16 protein-coding genes are annotated in these 16,061 nt (G+C 40.2%); 4 read left to right on the top strand and 12 right to left on the bottom strand.

Annotated elements, in window-relative coordinates; translation table 11 throughout:
* Nucleotides 1-21: 21 nt before the first annotated feature.
* Nucleotides 22-846 carry an aldo/keto reductase gene (locus tag KI375_RS21690; protein ID WP_212975490.1) on the bottom strand — a complete coding sequence of 275 codons (825 nt, stop codon included), beginning with the start codon at nt 844-846 and terminating at the stop codon, nt 22-24.
* Between the two features lie 380 nt (nt 847-1,226).
* Here KI375_RS21690 and KI375_RS21685 point away from each other — a divergent pair, with 380 nt between their 5' ends.
* Nucleotides 1,227-2,048, top strand: a complete 822-nt coding sequence (locus KI375_RS21685) for a squalene/phytoene synthase family protein (protein ID WP_244852924.1) — start codon at nt 1,227-1,229, stop codon at nt 2,046-2,048.
* 56 nt (nt 2,049-2,104) lie between these two features.
* Here KI375_RS21685 and KI375_RS21680 read toward each other — a convergent pair whose 3' ends face one another.
* Nucleotides 2,105-2,800 carry a Type 1 glutamine amidotransferase-like domain-containing protein gene (locus KI375_RS21680; RefSeq protein WP_212975489.1) on the bottom strand — a complete coding sequence of 232 codons (696 nt, stop codon included), beginning with the start codon at nt 2,798-2,800 and terminating at the stop codon, nt 2,105-2,107.
* Between the two features lie 184 nt (nt 2,801-2,984).
* Between KI375_RS21680 and KI375_RS21675 the strand changes: the two genes are divergently transcribed.
* Nucleotides 2,985-4,154 (top strand): MFS transporter, encoded by a 1,170-nt coding sequence (locus KI375_RS21675; RefSeq protein ID WP_212975488.1) that lies wholly within the window; start codon nt 2,985-2,987, stop codon nt 4,152-4,154.
* Between the two features lie 51 nt (nt 4,155-4,205).
* Here KI375_RS21675 and KI375_RS21670 read toward each other — a convergent pair whose 3' ends face one another.
* The 7 genes from KI375_RS21670 to KI375_RS21640 form a co-directional block, all read right to left on the bottom strand.
* Nucleotides 4,206-4,742 carry a GNAT family N-acetyltransferase gene (locus KI375_RS21670; protein ID WP_212975487.1) on the bottom strand — a complete coding sequence of 179 codons (537 nt, stop codon included), beginning with the start codon at nt 4,740-4,742 and terminating at the stop codon, nt 4,206-4,208.
* Nucleotides 4,735-5,340, bottom strand: coding sequence for a histidine phosphatase family protein (locus KI375_RS21665; RefSeq protein ID WP_212975486.1), 606 nt, complete (start codon nt 5,338-5,340; stop codon nt 4,735-4,737). The genes KI375_RS21670 and KI375_RS21665 overlap by 8 nt, the downstream gene beginning before the upstream one ends.
* 202 nt (nt 5,341-5,542) lie before the next feature.
* The gene (locus KI375_RS21660) at nt 5,543-5,992 is read right to left on the bottom strand and encodes an HIT family protein (RefSeq protein WP_212975485.1); all 450 of its coding nucleotides are present in this window, start codon (nt 5,990-5,992) and stop codon (nt 5,543-5,545) included.
* Between the two features lie 48 nt (nt 5,993-6,040).
* Nucleotides 6,041-6,751 carry a class I SAM-dependent methyltransferase gene (locus KI375_RS21655; protein ID WP_212975484.1) on the bottom strand — a complete coding sequence of 237 codons (711 nt, stop codon included), beginning with the start codon at nt 6,749-6,751 and terminating at the stop codon, nt 6,041-6,043.
* Between the two features lie 159 nt (nt 6,752-6,910).
* The gene (locus KI375_RS21650; protein WP_212975483.1) at nt 6,911-7,639 is read right to left on the bottom strand and encodes a DsbA family oxidoreductase; all 729 of its coding nucleotides are present in this window, start codon (nt 7,637-7,639) and stop codon (nt 6,911-6,913) included.
* A gap of 19 nt (nt 7,640-7,658) precedes the next feature.
* Nucleotides 7,659-8,489, bottom strand: coding sequence for a prephenate dehydratase (gene pheA, locus KI375_RS21645; protein ID WP_212975482.1), 831 nt, complete (start codon nt 8,487-8,489; stop codon nt 7,659-7,661).
* 503 nt (nt 8,490-8,992) lie between these two features.
* Complete coding sequence (locus KI375_RS21640) at nt 8,993-9,922, bottom strand: manganese-dependent inorganic pyrophosphatase (RefSeq protein ID WP_212975481.1); 930 nt, start codon at nt 9,920-9,922, stop codon at nt 8,993-8,995.
* Between the two features lie 117 nt (nt 9,923-10,039).
* Between KI375_RS21640 and KI375_RS21635 the strand changes: the two genes are divergently transcribed.
* Complete coding sequence (locus KI375_RS21635) at nt 10,040-12,034, top strand: penicillin-binding transpeptidase domain-containing protein (protein WP_244852922.1); 1,995 nt, start codon at nt 10,040-10,042, stop codon at nt 12,032-12,034.
* 80 nt (nt 12,035-12,114) lie between these two features.
* On the opposite strand, the gene KI375_RS21630 is transcribed toward KI375_RS21635, so the two are convergent.
* Nucleotides 12,115-12,822, bottom strand: a complete 708-nt coding sequence (locus KI375_RS21630; RefSeq protein ID WP_212975480.1) for a glycerophosphodiester phosphodiesterase — start codon at nt 12,820-12,822, stop codon at nt 12,115-12,117.
* 528 nt (nt 12,823-13,350) lie between these two features.
* Here KI375_RS21630 and KI375_RS21625 point away from each other — a divergent pair.
* Nucleotides 13,351-14,022: an MgtC/SapB family protein gene (locus KI375_RS21625; RefSeq protein ID WP_212975479.1), complete on the top strand. Its 672-nt coding sequence runs from the start codon at nt 13,351-13,353 to the stop codon at nt 14,020-14,022.
* 104 nt (nt 14,023-14,126) lie between these two features.
* Here the strand turns inward: KI375_RS21625 and KI375_RS21620 are convergent, their stop codons facing one another.
* Together KI375_RS21620 and KI375_RS21615 are read right to left on the bottom strand one after the other, a co-directional pair.
* Entirely contained in the window at nt 14,127-14,885 is a 759-nt protein-coding gene (locus tag KI375_RS21620; protein WP_212975563.1) for an SDR family oxidoreductase, read from the bottom strand.
* A gap of 340 nt (nt 14,886-15,225) precedes the next feature.
* Nucleotides 15,226-15,846, bottom strand: coding sequence for a TetR/AcrR family transcriptional regulator (locus KI375_RS21615; RefSeq protein WP_212975478.1), 621 nt, complete (start codon nt 15,844-15,846; stop codon nt 15,226-15,228).
* Nucleotides 15,847-16,061 lie beyond the last annotated feature (215 nt).

Below are 16,061 nucleotides of genomic sequence, written 5' to 3'. Positions count from 1 at the left end.
TATGGAGGATCAGCTTCTTGATTATTTATGATTCATTTCATTGGGAACAGAATTATGACGCTCATTGCGATCCAAAGAAGCGATTTTCTCCATCTCTGTATCCGACAGAGTAAAATCGAAGACATCTAGATTTTCTTTCATGCGAGAAGGAGTAACAGTTTTAGGAATAACCATGACATCAGTCTGTACATGCCAGCGAAGAATCACTTGTGCTGGTGTTTTCCCATGTTGCTTAGCAATTTCTTGAATCACTGGATCTTCAATCACCTTTGTCCCATTCATAAGTGGACTATAGGATTCTAAGTAAATGCCATGTTCTTTACAAAATTGCTTTAATTCTTTCTGCTGTAAATACGGATGACATTCTACCTGATTCACGGCTGGGACAACATCGCATTCATCCATAATACGTTGCAAATGTTCGATATCAAAATTACATACACCAATAGCTTTTGTGCGCCCATCTTTATATAGCTTCTCCAAAGCCTTGTACGTTTCCACATATGTATCAAACTTAGGTGTTGGCCAATGAATCAAGTATAGATCAACGTAATCTAAACCGAGTTTCTCAAGACTTTCGTCCATCGCCTTTAATGTCGTTTCATATCCTTGATCAGCATTCCAGACTTTTGTCGTCAGGAAGATGTCTTCACGTGATAGACTACTCTTTGCAAGCGCCTGGCCAACTCCGACTTCATTTCCATAAATTTTGGCCGTATCAACCAAACGATATCCCGCTTCTAAAGCTTGTGTGACAGCATTTTCAGCTTCCTCATTTGGTACCTTCCATACACCATAACCTAATTGCGGTGCACGAAGCCCATTATTCAATGTGACGTGATTCATGAAATCGCTTCCTTCCTAATTTTATGTATAATCTAGTCTATCACAGGTATGTTCATATTTAAATTTTTTGATACACGATAACCTCTGTTTGTGGCAAAAATTATATAACACGAAAAGGAATTTTGTACACATTGTTCCCGATCGAATTTCCCAAAAGTTTATTATACTCAAATTTAATCAAACGTTTGATTAATAACGTCTTCCTAGAACGAGACGTGTATATCATGGCAGAATTGCTTTGTCCTCATTTTCTCCTACTTATCTCTAGCAACTCCCCTAGTAAATCGTGTATGATAAAGGTACGTATAATAAAATATGATCGAACGGACAAGCACAGATGATGTAACAAGATACTACCTGTTGATAAAGGAGGAATCCCCTTGAGTTATGGAGCAACATTACAAAAAGAGGCCATGCACATATTAAAGTTAACAAGCAGAACTTTTTACATTCCCATTAAACTGTTAAATCCAATGCTCCGAGAAACAGTTGGGGCTGCTTATTTATGCATGCGAGCCATTGATGAAATTGAGGATCATGAAGAGTTGTCGTCTGATACGAAACAACATTTACTCCGTTCGACTAGTCAACTTCTTCAAACAAAATTTGATCCCCATGTTTATCAACAGCTGTTAAAGCCATATGAAAAACTTCTACCTGAAGTAACTCTTAGACTTCCTGATTGGTTAAAAGTATGCCCAGCCGATATAATCGATAAAGTGAAAGAGTCGACCAGTATCATGGCAAACGGCATGGCAAAATGGGTGGAAAAGGACTGGATTGTCAAAACTAAGGAAGATCTAGATGATTACACTTATTATGTAGCCGGTTTAGTTGGTGTGATGCTTTCGGATATTTGGGAATGGTATGATGGGACAAAAACAGATCGCGATTTAGCAATTGGATATGGTCGCGGCTTGCAAGCAGTGAACATGCTACGAAATCAAGATGAGGACGCAGAGCGCGGAGTCCATTTTATCCCAGATGATTGGGGACGAAGTGAGATGTTTGACTATGCCCATGCTCACTTAGAGATGGCGGACGAGTATATCACATCCATCGATACGAAAAACATCCTACTGTTTTGCAAAATCCCGCTCGCTCTTGCTAAAAAGACTTTAAAAGCATTAAACAAAGGCGAGGAAAAAATGGGACGCGCTGAAGTAGAATCGACTGTCAGTGAGATCTTGGAAAATCATTAACTAAAAGAGAAGAAAGGATGTCTAGCACTTGTAAGTTGCTAGACATCTTTTCTTATTCAACTGTTACGAGCACCTAAAAACTCAGCTTTCAATTCATTTTCTTCGGTCAATGAGACCTCATAAGCTTTCGCATCACGTCTAGAGCTAACAATTTTCTTTAACGTTTGGTCAACATAATGAAGAGCCACCCCATCATCGGCTGCGATCCCTGGTTTTATTCGTCTTTCCTTTATGAGCTCGTGATAAGTTGGCCTACGCTCTGCTTCCCCATCATAATGCGGACAATGACTTCCTTTTAGAAATCCTAAACATGTCAGCGGGCCAAGCTCAGCTCCATATGAATCGGTTCCCCCTTCCTCAAACCAACAAATGGATCCAGCACTTAGTCCAGCAAGAAGAATTCCCTTTTCCCATGCCTTTTTTAAAATTATATCAACTTCCCAATCCCGCCACAAAGCTAATAAATTTTTCGTATTTCCTCCCCCTACATAAATAATATCTTTGTCTAAAAGATAACTTTCCAAATCCTTTGTAGACGGGCGAAACAGCGACAAATGGGATGGTTGACAAGCCTGTTTTTCAAAAAAGTTGTAAAACCGTGTTATGTAGGATTCTGCATCCCCACTAGCTGTAGGAAGGAGACAAATTTTCGGATTGGATTTCCTAGATTGTTGAAGAATATAAATATCCAATAATGGATTGTCTGGTTCCATTGAGAATCCCCCACCACCAAGTGCGATAATTTGACACATCTTCTCACATCCTGTCTATCAAATACATTCATATTTCCCTATTTCGATTATTTCCGGGGAAATTCCTTTTCTTTTTAAACATTTTTTGCGCAGCAGTAGATGATATATTTCCTTCTTTTCCTACATGGTATATATTAGTGTGAGAATACATATTATTTTATTAGAATTTGGTAGGGGTGTGCCTGTGAAATCATCTGGAAAAATATTATTTTATGTAGTTACGATGATGTATTGGTTTTCCATGTATACGTATGTACCCATCCTTTCCCCTTATGTAGAGCGCCTTGGGGGCTCCGTCTTTATGATTGGACTGGTTGTCGGTAGTTATGGATTCACGCAAATGCTTGTCAGAATCCCTTTAGGTATTTGGTCTGATCGCATCGGAAAGCGTAAGTTATTTATTTTTGCGGGAATCGCCTGTGCTGTTTTAAGTTGTCTAGGCTTGGCGCTCTCAACCAATGTGTGGGCAATTTTCGGCTTTCGCTCACTTGCAGGTGTAGCGGCAGCAAGCTGGGTAGCCTTTACTGTTTTATTTGCCAGTTATTTTGAAGCTGATGAGGCACCAAAGGCAATGGGCATTATTAGTTTTTACACAAGTATTGGCCAAATGACTGCTACTTCAGTTGGTGGATTTTTAACCGATTATATTGGATGGCAAGCACCCTTTTATCTAGGCGCAATTGTTGGATTGATTGGTTTAATCCTTGCTATAAAGCTTGTTGAAAAACCGGCCGATGTAAAAAAGAAGCCTGTTGAGGTAAAGGAATTAATTAAAATGGGCGGGGAAAAATTACTGTTATCAGTCTCCTTACTAGCAATCGTGGTTCAGTGTATTACTTTTACGACAATGTTTGGCTTTACACCATTACATGCTACTAGTTTAGGAGCATCCAATGCAGACCTAAGTATATTAACCTTGCTGTCTACCTTGCCCAATGCGATTGCTGGCTATATTAGTGGCAGTATTTTTGTGAAGAGATTTGGAGAAAGGTATACAATTTTAATTGGCTTTATCGCCGCCGCAATCTGTACAATTCTTCTTCCCTTTACAACAAGTTTGAGCTTATTGATTTTGACACAAGCCTTTAATGGTTTCGCCCAAGGCATGATGATGCCAGTATTAATGGGGCTGGCGATTCAATCCGTCAATGAAGGAAGAAGAGCTTCAGCGATGGGATTTTTCCAGGCGCTCTATTCACTCGGAATGTTCGGCGGACCATTTATTGCGGGGTGGATTGGGGAATATGTTGGCCTTTCAGGTGGCTTTATCCTAATCGGCTGCCTTAGCTTTGTCGGAGCTCTGCTAGCCTATTTATGGATGCCAAAGAGACGGCTAAAGCAAGGATTAGGATAAAAACCTTTTAAAAATAGGATGGATGACTTTTATCGTCAAACATCCTATTTTTCAATCCGATTCTAAAATACTGTAAAGATACGAATCTCGCCATCCATCTTTAATCAATAAATGTTCACGCAATCTGCCTTCTTTGGTCATGCCAACTTTTTCTAAAACCTTAGCAGAGCCTATATTTCGTTGATCACAAGTAGCTTGAATTCGATGTAATCCTAGTTCTCTAAAGCCAAACTCTATTAATAACCGGGCAACTTCTGTCGCAATGCCTTGCCCCCAATAAGCTGGGTGAACAATATAGGCTAGTTCCCCAACTTGGTGTTGGAAATCCTCTACACTAATTTCTCCAGCCCCAATTATGCTCCCATTTACCTCAATCGCAAGGGCATACCTTTTCCTTGGTTGTTGGCAGGCGGCCTGGAGGACTTGTTCGACAAAGACTTTTGAATCTTCCATTGTATTTGGCCCCCAAGGCTGATAACGACAAGCCTCTTCCAGAGAAGCGTATGCATGAACAGCCTCCCAGTCTATACTTGTAAATTCCCTTAAAGAAACCTTTTCGTTGGAAAGAAATATGGGGTGATCATTCATTTCGTTCTCCCCTGTATTCATTATATTGTGATAGATGATGAACTTGATTATATTCTTGAATATTCCACTGATTTTCCATAAAGTGAAGATTGCTGATACAGGCATTGATTAGTTTGGTTTTCCCAGACCCAATTTCACCATTTGATAAGACGGCTAAAATCGTATTAATCACGCCTCCATGGGCTACCAGTATGATTTTCTCATTCGGATACTCTTCCTGAATTCGCTGCATACCCTTCATGACACGCTGGGCAAGCAAGTTTCGAGGCTCCTGATTCGATATATTTTTTCCCTTCGGATATAGTCTTTGTCTTTCTACCCTTGTCAGTCCTTCCGCATCTCCATAACATCTTTCAACAAAATCCTCCATTTCGATCACTGGAATCTGCAATGACTGATTTAAGATGCTCGCCGTTTGTTTGGCTCGCTTCAAAGGACTTGTAACGATTCGATCCCATTCTGAATTGGAGAAGTACTGAGCACATTCTTCCGCTTGCCGTCTTCCCGTTGCATTAAGCGAAATATCAGTCCTCCCTTGAATTTTCCCCATTGCATTCCAATCCGTTTCTCCATGTCTCACTAAACAGATCTGCCTCATTTTTTATCCCTCCAAAAGATCAATCCTTTATTGCATCCAAGATTTTTGAAGGAAAACGTATGGAAATCCCTTGATTTCTCGGATCAGAGACAGGTGTTGACCGCCCTTGAAAAACCTTATTCTAGTACAATATCATCTTATAATTCGAATTAGAAGCTTAATAAAATGTCCTGCATTGATAACAATTCATTTTCGCTTCTTTCTAAAGCAATTCATTCAATTCACTCCATAATCGATTCTTTAACTCTTCTAGCTCTTCCTCATTTGGTTTGACAGCTTCGGAATACATTTCATCCCTTGGCGTCCACCAGACAGGGTGGGTCGGATTTGGCTCATTCGAACTTCGCGGGAAAATATGCCAATGCATATGTGCATCTCCATTCCCCAACAGTTCATAATTTAGTTTTATTGGGTTGAATGCCTTATAGACCGCCTCTGAAACTGTACTCATTTCGACAAGAAATTTCCTCTTGAATTCGGGCTCTAATTCATGTAATTCCTTATGATGTTCCTTGCATAAGAATAATGTATAGCCCTTGAAATATTGATGATCCCCTATCACCACATATCCAGTTTCAAGTTCAGCCACAAAGTATTGGTTCGTCCCTTCCTTTATCATGCTGATCCGATTACAAATTAAACAATTTTCCATCTAGAGCACCTCCATTTTTACTGGTTAGACTAAACGTGGGAGAACACTTCATTTGCGATTTTTAGCTTTTACTATAAGAAATTGAGGACTTTTCATTAACCTTTCATATTTCTCAGGTGCTTTCTGTTTGAAGCGTTCAGTTGGCTGTGGCTCAATGATCTGGTCAATTGTAAAATACGTGACCACTTCATTTACAATCGTTTGTAACGATCTTCTATAAAAAGGGACTTCTATTGTTTGGCCGTCTTTCTTCCAGTGGTCAATGATCAGTTCTGTCTCAAAATAAGCCTGATTTTGGGATAAGTGGATATCCATGGCAGGATGATGGACAGAGAATAACAGGAAGCCATTTGGTTTTAGTATTCGTCGAAATTCCGAGAAGGTTTTTCTCCAATTTTCCACATAATGAAGTGCTAATGAACTAACAATAAAATCAAAGGAATGATCATCAAATGGTAAGTTTCCACTTAAATCTAAGCATCTTACCTCTGCCTTCGTCCCTACACGCCGCTTTGTCGCCTCTACCATTTCGGGACTAACGTCCATCGCCGCTACCTTTGCCCCTCGGGCGAGAAATTCATGCGTATACCAGCCAGCCGCACATCCAGCATCAAGCACTTGCATCTGTTTCAGATTTTCCGGAAGTTGCTGCATCATGGCTGGCCTTTCAAGCTCCATATTATATAGACTCTCCGTATCTACGGAATGCTCGTATGCTTCTGAAAGCTGATTAAACGCTGATCTTATTTTCTCCTTCATAGGTCACCTCGTTTTTTAGAATGAATATGTCTACTACAACTATTCTCCAAAAAGAGACAGAATTCCTTTTAGTTGCGCATTCATTGAGTAGAACTTCAGCAATTCAAAATAAAATTCACAAGAAAAGACCAAATCCTTTTCAGATTTGGCCTATAAAAGTTATTCCTTATCATTTGGAACGGCACAATTCCCATCGACACAGGCCGCATCATCTGCGTCACCTGATAAGTCCTGTAAAATTGGAGTTGATTTTTCCTCTTGCCATACCTTCTCCAAGGCACCAACAAAGGTTTCCATTGGCTGTGCACCTGAGATGGCATATTTTTGGTTCACGACAAAGAAAGGAACCCCGCGAACTCCGATTTGTTGGGCGGTATTTTCATCATAGCGAACTTCATCGGCATAAGCTGTTTCATTTTGAAGAACCTGCAGGACTTCATTCCGATCCAATCCGACTTCCACCGCCAAATCGGCTAGTACCTCATAGTCACTTAGCCTTTTTCCCTCTGAAAAGTAACCATGCAGAAGTCTTTCGGTTATCTCCTTGTCTTTCGCCTTCGTTTTCGCAAAATGTGCTAATCTGTGAGCATCGAATGTGTTGGTCGGGACCATCGTATCGAAATGAAAGTTCAACCCAACACTCTTGGCTTGTTCGGCCACTCCCTCATTCATCTTCTTGGCTTCGTCTACACTAACACCATATTTCGTTGCTAGCGACTCATGGATCGTTTTCTCCTGATCTTTCGCTGTTGTCGGATCCAGCTCAAAGCTATGGAATTCAACCTCTACTTCATCTTGGTGGGGGAATTGTTCCAAAGCTTGTTCTAGACGGCGCTTCCCGATGTAGCAAAAGGGACAAACAAAATCCGACCATACTTCAATTTTCATTATTTCACCTCCGAGTTTCTTAAAGCTCCTTCTTTATATAGCTTCCCAATATGCGGACGTCGTACCCATATGTTTCTAAAATCGTCCTGGCTCTCTGCAATTGGTCATCTTGTATTCCCGCTGTTGTTTCAATAAAAAAGCGATAGGTTCCTAGTTTTTTCTTTGTTGGACGGGATTCAATCCATGTTAGGTTTATTCCTAGGGAGGAAAAAACATTTAGAATAATCGCTAATAGACCTGGTCGGTCTTCAGTTGGTGTAATTAAAAGCATTGATTTTGCCTTTTCTTCTGTATGAACACGAGGCTTAGAGGGTTTCGTAATAATGATAAATCTTGTCGAATTACAAGCATTGTCATGAATATCCCTTTGAACCACCTCAAGACCAAATGTTTCTGCTGCCCATTCTGAAGCCACAGCGCCTGCGTCCATCCTTGCTTCATTTTGGATCGCTTCCGCAGCCGCTGCGGTGCTGCTATAATTCTTCGTTTCTGCCTTTATGTCTCGCGTAAATATTCGACATTGAGCAAGAGCAGGGGGGATTGACCAAACTTCTTTTATCTCTTCAAGCTTTGCTCCTGGATTCCCCAACAATTGCAATCGAACAGGAAGTACGGCCTCTCCTTCAACCCACAAATCATGCTGGATCAATCCATCTGTTGTCATCGTAATCGTGCCTTCCAGCGCATTTTCAATTGGAACAATCCCCTTATCCACACTGCCCTCATCCACTGCTTCTAACACATCAAAAATCGTACTGTACATAATCGACTCGACGCCATCCTCTGTAAAATAACGAATGGCCGCTTCTTCCGAAAAAGTCCCTTTAGGTCCTAAATATGCAATTTTCACTACAACAAACTCCTTTTATCCAAATAAGAAAAGCGCAAGCGCCCGTTTAGCGACGTACAAACTTTCATAGTAAGGATGAACAGCTAAAAACGCGCCGTCCTGGCGCAACGCTGTTCTGACCTACATCCTGTAGCCCTGAGATAAAGGAAACACAGTGAGCCACGAAAAGCGGAAGGCGGTTGATCAGGGGTGACAAGCAAATGTTCTGGAATCTGGAAGGGCGTTCTTTCTCTTCCAGGATTCCAGGTTATTTGACCTCGAGCCCCTACCGCCTGCAGCTAGACATTGAAAGGCAAGCTGATGTTGACTTACGCAAGCAGGCACCGAAAGTTTGCTAGTCGCTGGGCGCTGGAGCTGGATCAAGCATTAGCCAAAATTTATACTTTCTTACCTTATAAGAAAGCGCCCAGCCACCCCTTGAGGATGAATGGCTACAGACGCAACGTTCTTCCGGCTGACTCAAGCGCAATATCGTTCGGCAAAATTCGGGGTGTTCCAGACACCTATTTTGATAAAGTCGTTGTTAATGGTGGAACGATTTGTTTTTTACGAGAGACAACTCCTTGTAGAACAGCGGATTTGTCTTTCAAGGTCACATTGAAGGCCTGTTCCACTGCATGAGCTGCTTGTCCAACTGCAATTGCCGTTGAATCATTGGTTAAGATGTCTGTTACAACGAATAAGAATAGATCCAGACCTTTTTCTGAAACAATCTGGTCCAATGCGGCTTCGATTTCTGCCTTGCGGGCAAGGACATCTTCCACTCCAACAGCATTTACTTGCGCAATTTCCACTTTTGCACTACCCATTGAAAATTCCTTTGCATCTAGTGAAAGCAATTCAATTGCCGATTTTTCACTTATATCGGCACCCGCTTTTAGCATGTCCATTCCATACTTATCCGGATCGACTCCAGCAATCGCAGCCAATTCCTTTGCTGCTTCTATATCTTCATCTGTACATGTTGGCGATTTGAATAGTAAGGAATCAGAAATAATCGCTGATAGCATTAAACCGGCCGCCTTTTGCTCGATCTCCAATCCTTTTTCATGATAGATTTTCTTTAAAATAGTCGCTGTACAACCAACAGGCTCAGCACGGAAATAGAGAGGGTCACTTGTTTCAAAGTTAGCGATACGGTGATGATCAATCACTTCCGTAATCTTTACTTGATCAAGATCACTCACACTTTGCTGACGCTCATTATGGTCTACCAAAATCACTTCGTCTACTTCCCCAGCAACAGTTTCTACCAAACGAGGGGCTTCCACCTGGAAGTAATCTAAAGCAAATTGAGTTTCTCCATTGACTTCCCCTAAACGCACTGGTTCTACCTCAAATCCCAATCTTGTTTTCACGTCCGCATAGACAAGAGCCGAACAAATTGTGTCCGTATCTGGATTTTTATGACCAAAGATAAAACTTTTTCCCATTTTTACCTCTCCTTACTATATAATATGTATGATTTCATTGCTTTTTCCATTTTACCATATGACAGCTTATTTGAAAGAAAGTTTGATTTTTTTTACAATGATAGTGGGGGTGCAGATGTGAAAAAAAAGTGGTTTCTCATACTATTGGTTCTTTTGATTATGATTCTAGCAGGTTGTAGTGATAAAGTTGCGAAGCCTGAGGATCAGTTTAGTGAATATGTGCAGCTTTGGGAAAAGCAAGACTTTGACAAAATGTATAACTATTTATCAACGGAAACAAAAGAACAAGTAAAGAAGGAAGATTTTGTTGAACGTTATAGTAAGATCTATAAAGATTTAGAAATACAGGATTTAGATATTCAATTTACCAAACCGGAAGAAGAAACAGATAAAAAAGACGAAACAGCTGAATTTCCTCTTCATGTCTCCATGGATAGCCTGGCTGGAGAAATAGAATTTGATCAGCAGTCACACTGGGTGAAAGAGGAAGTTGATGATAAGACTACGGAATGGCACATGAACTGGGATAGTACGTTCATTTTTCCTGATTTAGAGGAAGGCGATAAAATTTCTGTTCCAACAATTCCACCGATCCGCGGTGCCATTCTTGACCGAAATGGAATTGCGCTTGCTGAAAACGGTGAGGCCATACAGGTTGGGATCGTTCCGGGAAAAATGGAAGGAGACGATACGGTTGCCAAATTGGCGCAATTATTAGGAATAGACGCGGAGAGCATTGAAAATGCTTTAAACCAATCTTGGGTAAAGTCCGATCTTTTGGTCCCGATCAAAACCATTCCCGCCAAAAGCGATAAATTAAGTGAAAAATTATTAGCGCTTCCGGGAGTACAATTAGGAAAATCAGAGGCAAGAATTTATCCTCTTGCTGAACGGGCTGCTCATTTAACAGGGAACTTATCTTCTGTAACAGCGGAAGACTTAGAAGAGCATAAAGACAAAGGGTATACTGATACTGATATGATTGGCAGGCGAGGTTTAGAGCTCGTATTGGAAGATCGTCTGAGAGGAACGCCCGGTGTACAAATCATCATTAAAAAAGAGGATGGTAGTGAAAAAATCCTTGCTGAGAAAGAAGTAGAAAATGGAGAGGATGTTGAGCTCACGATTGATAGTGCTCTCCAAACCATCATCTATGATGAATTCCAAGGCAAGCCCGGCACTGCTGCAGCGATTGACCCTGAGACAGGTGAAACCATAGCACTCGTAAGCAGCCCTGCCTTTGATCCAAATTTGTTAACCCTTGGAGCGAACGAAGATCAGTGGAAAAAACTACAGGATGATCCAAAGCAACCGATGCTAAATCGTTTGAATTCGGCCTTTGCCCCTGGTTCTGTCTTAAAACCGATTACAGCCGCGATTGGTCTAAAAGATGGTGCCATTACATGGGATGAGAAATTAACAATTAATGGCAAAGGGTGGAAAAAAGATAACTCTTGGGGGAAATACGAAGTAAAGCGAGTAAGTGACCCAGGAGTCCCAATTGATTTAGATAAAGCTTTAATCTATTCGGACAATATTTACTTTGCACAAAAGGCAATTGAATTAGGTCAAGATAAGTTCGAAGCGGGTCTTAAGAATTTTGGCTTTGCTGAAGACATGCCTTACTTATATCCAATGCATCAATCCACCTATGGGGAGATTGGAACCGATATTGCACTAGCTGATTCAAGCTATGGTCAAGGACAAATTGAATTAACTGTTCTTCATTTGGCTACCATGTATTCTACTTTTACGAATAAAGGAAATATGGTAAAACCGATATTAGAGACCAAGGAAAAAAAGGGTGAGATTTGGAAGAAAGATCTTCTAACAGAAGATCAAGCCAAACAATTAACAGCTTCACTTCGCAAGGTTGTAGACGATTCGAATGGAACAGCACGTGGAGCAAAAATTGAAGGTTATCCCCTTGCAGGAAAAACAGGTACAGCTGAATACGAAAAAGCAGAACAAGGTGTCGAAGGAAAAGAAAATGGCTGGTTTGTTGCCTATAATCCTGAAAAACCTGACCTGATTATTGCACTAATGGTCCAAGAAGGCGGTTCAGCAGGTGCGATTGACCATGTCAAAAATATTTTTAAAGAACAACAATAAATCGAAAAAACCAGTATACCCTCACGTATACTGGTTCTTCTTATTATCCCCGATACAACCAACAGTCTCGCTTTATTACTCTAAAATTGCGCTTCCTCATACATCCTCTTGAAGTCTTCTAACTTATTAGTCGTACATAAAATATTAGGATAACGTCGAAAAATATCGAATTGCCATTGCTTGTCCACCGGCCAGACAACAATTTGCAATCCTGCCGCTTCACATTCCTCAACAAATTCATCTGTTAGATATTCAATTCGAACAGCAAGGGAGGATGCCTTGATTTCTGTTAAAAAATCAAATAATCCAGGGGTAGCACCATGTTGGATCACACCTAATTCAATGTCCGCTGATAATTCTCTCATTTTTCTAATAGAATAGTGATCAAAAGAATTAACATATATCGAATCCATCATCCCTGTTTCTTCAATCACGCTAAGCGTCTTTTCCTCTAGTTCCGGATAGAGATACCCATGCTGCTTTAACTCTACAGCAACCTTCATTTTTCCTTTTGTAAATTGAAGCGCTTCCTTTAAAGTCGGGATGGTTTCTGTTCCTCCGACCTTTAACTTTCGAAGCTCATCAAATGTAAAATCCTTCACAAATCCGTTGGCGTCCGTCATCCGATTCACTGTTATATCGTGCATTAAAATAGGCACTCCATCTTTACTAAGCTGAACATCAATCTCAATATGACTAAATCCCAATTCATAAGCCGCCCGATACGCCGTTAATGTGTTCTCTGGATATTTGCCCGGATACCCTCTGTGGGCAAGTGCTCTAATCAACTTACTTCCCCCATTCGCCTTTAATATGATTATACCTTTCAACTAAATCTTAGCAGTCTTCCCTAAAAGTTTCTATAAGAAAAGCCTTAATTTATTAGTTTTCACTATCTTAAAGTAAGTCAATGGTGCTCCTCTGTTGGTGCATGGCACGCTCCAGAATTCGCTAAAATTTATTCACATTTCAAATCTCTAATATGTAGGGACACGAAATATTTTTTAACGAATTAGATATCTGCCCTTTTCACGCAATAGTCATTTTGCTATGATTGTTTTATTCTCTTTTTCAATCATTTTTCAGGAGATCTATTTTAAGTGCATGTTCAAAAAAGAGGATAAAAAGGACCAAGTCTGCTAAAAGCGCTGACGTTAATCGCGAACGTCCGACATTAATACATCGTACGTCGAATGTCCAAGGCGGACTTGCACAGGACGTGTCGGTACTTAGTTGAAGATCAATTATCTCGCAGTGTCATTTTTACCGGACTTTTTGAATATCCTCTTAAAATGTAAACATCAGGAGGGAAAACAATGACCCTTGGAAATTATGAAATTTTTATTCGTGTGTTAGTAGCTGGAGTGCTGGGTGCGGTTGTTGGACTAGAGAGGGAAAAAAGATTTAAAGAAGCTGGATTGCGAACTCATTTTTTAGTCGCCTTAGGAAGCGCTGTCATGATGATTATTTCGAAATACGGATTTAATGATATTTTGCAAGAAGAAGGAATCGGCCTTGATCCCAGTCGTGTTGCCGCTCAAATTGTAAGTGGAGTTGGCTTTTTAGGAGCTGGCATGATTCTTGTCCAACGTCGTTCCATTTATGGACTGACGACAGCTGCTGGTATTTGGGCAACAGCTGGTATTGGCATGGCAATTGGAGCTGGCATGTATGAATTAAGTATCTTCGGAACCATTTTAATTCTTGTTGGATTAGAATTGTTGAATCGCATTTTTAAATTTGCCATTCCTAAAGCATATCAGCTAACAGTCGAGTGTCTCTCAACAGATAGTATCAAAATGGTGATCGAAAATCTTACTCTTCACAAGTTTGCGATTAAAGATTATCGTGTCAAAATGGAAAATGTCGATCATACCACTAAATATATCTTAGAGTTACACATACAATCAAAAAATCCACTAGAAGACAATCAACTCACCCAACTACTTTACAAATTGAATGGCGTCACTGCTATCAATTTTGAGTGAAAACAAAAAGCGTGTATCGTGATGAGATCAATCATCAACAAATCACGCTTTTTGTTTTAGGCACCTTTTAAAGCTCATTGTCCTTCATCCAAACCTTCTTGTTTTTAATAAGCTGTCCAGCCACCATCTGCAGTAATGACTACACCGTTCACAAAATTAGAGTCATCTGATCCAAGGAAGAGAGCAATTGTAGCAATTTCCTCCGGATTTCCGTTTTTCGGATTGAACTCTGCTCCACTCATTGCTTTTTTCATGCCAAATGCATCCGGGTTATCAATCGTTGAGCCTATATTTGTTTCGACCCCACCAGGAGCAATGGCATTACAACGAATACCGTATTCTGCATATTGAAATGCTACATTTTTCGTTAACCCAATGGCAGCATGTTTTGAAGCGGTATATGCCGCACCAGCTCTCGATCCATATAGTCCTCCAATCGAGGCATTGTTGATAATGACGCCACTTTTCTTTTCTTGAAAAATAGGTAAGACTTTGCGGGTTGCTCGCATGACACCTGTTGTATTAATGGCCATGACACGTTCCCATAATTCATCTGTCACGTTGGCGGCTGGGACGAAATTGTCCATAATCCCTGCATTATTCACCAAAATGTCTACTGTCCCATATTCCTTTACAGCCGTATCCACCAAGTTTTGAATGTCTTCCTCTTTCGCAACATTCGCCACAACAGCGTGGGCTTGTCCTCCGGCTTCCTCTATCTCTTTCACAACGGCTTGCGTCGTTTCTGGGTTTATATCACTCGCAACCACTTTTGCTCCTTCTTTTGCATATAAAAGTGCGATTGACTTTCCCATCCCTGATCCAGCACCTGTCACGATAGCTACTTTGTCTTTTAATTTCATCATTTTCCACCTCCATTTTTCTGGGGATCCCCCTTACCTTTAATATATACGATTAATCAAGTTTGTGCAATACTGAACAAAGTATTTTCAAAGAAAATACTCGAACTCCTCCACAAGCTAGAATGTTGTAGTTTTTTCGAGTTTTTCCAAAAAAGAGGCTGGGAGAAAAAGAGTGTTTTTGCCCAGCCCCCCAAAAAGGTGGATTTCCGAATACTCGGAAAAATTGTGCTGAACCATCCAATTTAATGGTTTTTATTCCATTATGAACAGAACTGTTCCCAGAAGTTACGTCTCTGAAACACCTTTATTTAATGGAGAGGAAAGGACGTATGGAATTAAATTATGTTCTTTCCTCTTTAGAATGCCCAGCTAAACCGATCGCGGATATCGGGCCTTCAACCGTTAAATAAGAGAGTTGCTTTGCCATATAGGCTGGTGAATATATTAAATCGGTTTCCAGCCAATATATAATAACACCTAAGTGGGCTGAAGAAATATAATGTATGAAAATCTCTTTAGGGACACCGAGTTCGTGTGGGTTTGGATGAATGATTTCCAGCTTTTCACTCATAAACTGCTGTATTATTTTGAGTAGTCGATTTCGGAATGATGATATTCCGTTTTTGCCAAGCATAACCTGAAAAAAGGTGGCGTTATTTGAGATGTATTCAAATAACCTTAAAAAAATGGGACTTGATTCTTTTCCTTCCGTTATTAGATCCTCTCGATTATTTGGTGCTACAACCTCCACAAAAGAACTTGTTATTTCCTCTATATTTTGATCCAATAAGTCTAATTTGTCTTTGTAGTGTTTGTAAAATGTAACTCGATTTATTTCTGCTCGCTCCGCCAGATCTCCAATTGTGATACTATCAAAGCCTTTTTCATTTATTAATTCAATCAAAGCATTACGTAAAAATCGACGTGTTTTTTTAATACGTAGATCCACACTATTAGCCATTCAGAACATCTCCTAAATCTTTGTAGCTTTTCCCGAAAAAAATTAACATTACTATTATTAACGTTGCTTAAACTACATTTTCCCTAAATCCATCGATTGTATTTTTTAAACATGGGTTTTACACTAATTATACAACAACTTGTTGCTTAAGCAATAGATAGTTACTTAATTATAAGGGAGGAAGATAAGTATGGCAGATTTAATCAAGAATAAAA

The organism is Bacillus sp. J14TS2, from assembly GCF_018333015.1.
In the GTDB taxonomy this organism is placed as follows: domain Bacteria; phylum Bacillota; class Bacilli; order Bacillales; family Bacillaceae_C; genus Lederbergia.
Note: the sequence above shows the minus strand (reverse complement) of the source record. Positions and strands in the feature narration are given on the sequence as shown.

Excerpts from the sequence above, each read along its gene's own strand:
- KI375_RS21690 (WP_212975490.1), bottom strand. The coding sequence starts at position 846 with ATGAATCACGTCACATTGAATAATGGGCTTCGTGCACCGCAATTAGGT.
- KI375_RS21680 (WP_212975489.1), bottom strand. The coding sequence starts at position 2,800 with ATGTGTCAAATTATCGCACTTGGTGGTGGGGGATTCTCAATGGAACCA.
- KI375_RS21670 (WP_212975487.1), bottom strand. The coding sequence starts at position 4,742 with ATGAATGATCACCCCATATTTCTTTCCAACGAAAAGGTTTCTTTAAGG.
- KI375_RS21665 (WP_212975486.1), bottom strand. The coding sequence starts at position 5,340 with ATGAGGCAGATCTGTTTAGTGAGACATGGAGAAACGGATTGGAATGCA.
- KI375_RS21660 (WP_212975485.1), bottom strand. The coding sequence starts at position 5,992 with ATGGAAAATTGTTTAATTTGTAATCGGATCAGCATGATAAAGGAAGGG.
- KI375_RS21655 (WP_212975484.1), bottom strand. The coding sequence starts at position 6,751 with ATGAAGGAGAAAATAAGATCAGCGTTTAATCAGCTTTCAGAAGCATAC.
- KI375_RS21650 (WP_212975483.1), bottom strand. The coding sequence starts at position 7,639 with ATGAAAATTGAAGTATGGTCGGATTTTGTTTGTCCCTTTTGCTACATC.
- KI375_RS21640 (WP_212975481.1), bottom strand. The coding sequence starts at position 9,922 with ATGGGAAAAAGTTTTATCTTTGGTCATAAAAATCCAGATACGGACACA.
- KI375_RS21625 (WP_212975479.1), top strand. The coding sequence starts at position 13,351 with ATGACCCTTGGAAATTATGAAATTTTTATTCGTGTGTTAGTAGCTGGA.
- KI375_RS21620 (WP_212975563.1), bottom strand. The coding sequence starts at position 14,885 with ATGAAATTAAAAGACAAAGTAGCTATCGTGACAGGTGCTGGATCAGGG.
- KI375_RS21615 (WP_212975478.1), bottom strand. The coding sequence starts at position 15,846 with ATGGCTAATAGTGTGGATCTACGTATTAAAAAAACACGTCGATTTTTA.